At 40.0% G+C, this 1,075-nt stretch carries 1 protein-coding gene; it reads left to right on the top strand.

The window, feature by feature from the left end; genetic code table 11:
- Positions 1–462 (top strand): helix-turn-helix domain-containing protein (locus AB4653_RS18600; protein WP_372104957.1); only part of this gene is annotated, 462 nt, incomplete at its 5' end.
- Positions 463–1,075 lie beyond the last annotated feature (613 nt).

The following is a 1,075-nucleotide window of genomic DNA, read 5'->3' as shown; positions in this document are numbered from 1 at the left end:
GAGCAAATGCTGGAGAGCTTTACTCGATTGGTCAAAACTCTACATTGTGACATTGAAGCCAATATATTGGGCGATGCCATGGTCAGCGAAATTGTCTACCGCGCCCTAACCGGTTCAGAAGGGCGTGTGTTGTTTGATTTAGCTCATCATGACGGCCATTACGCACGTGTCGCTAAAGCGCTGTCTAAAGTGCATGAAGAGTACGACCAAACCATCACTGTTCAATCGCTTGCCGACGAAGCCAACATGAGCGTGTCTGCCTTCCACAATGCATTCCGTAATGTCACCTTTGAATCTCCTCTTCAATATTTGAAGAAGGTAAGACTCAACAAAGCCAAAGAACTGATTCAACTAGAAGGCTTACGAATCAGCGATGCTGCTCGCCGAGTCGGCTACTCGAGCCCATCCCAATTCAGTCGCGAATTTAAGCGCCACTTCAATACCACTCCAAGAGCGGTTTAGCTCTTCTTTCAACGAAACTATCTGTTGAGAGCTATGGTGTTGAGAGCTATGGTGCCAAAAGCTATGGTGTCGATTGCTCTTCGTTGATGCCATCGTGATTCCTGAAAGCCCATGTCTTGGCTGAACACCATACTTCTCATGTCATCCCCCTGAGTCTCATATTTGTTGAATTATATGAGTAAATGTATCTAATCATAGGCATTGTCAGATTGTAGGTATTTGATTCTCGAATATATTATTAACGTACTTATATAAAATAAGCTCTCGAAAATAATTAATTAAATAGCCTAAGAGTTTATGCACGGGTATAAGGGATAAAGTTACTAACCTAGCTAGTAACGGAGTTTTAGTGTGAACAACCTATCAAATATCATCTAAATTTTGGTAATTATCCTTTCAATTACCTGAGAGAGTATTCAGGATTATTGAATAGACTTAAAATTAAAGAGAATTTAGCAGTTGATAAAGCCTAATGTGACGGATAATTAGTCGCTTGATGACTAATTATCCTGTAACTTGCTGATTTATAGTCAACTGAGAGTCTGATGTATATCACGTTTACCCTAAAATAATTCACTTAACATGGCGCTACTTTAATCATTCTTTCCAATAC

Origin of the sequence: Vibrio sp. 10N.222.48.A3 (assembly GCF_041475345.1) — a bacterium.
Classification (GTDB): Bacteria; Pseudomonadota; Gammaproteobacteria; order Enterobacterales; family Vibrionaceae; genus Vibrio; species Vibrio tasmaniensis_A.
Note: the sequence above shows the minus strand (reverse complement) of the source record. Positions and strands in the feature narration are given on the sequence as shown.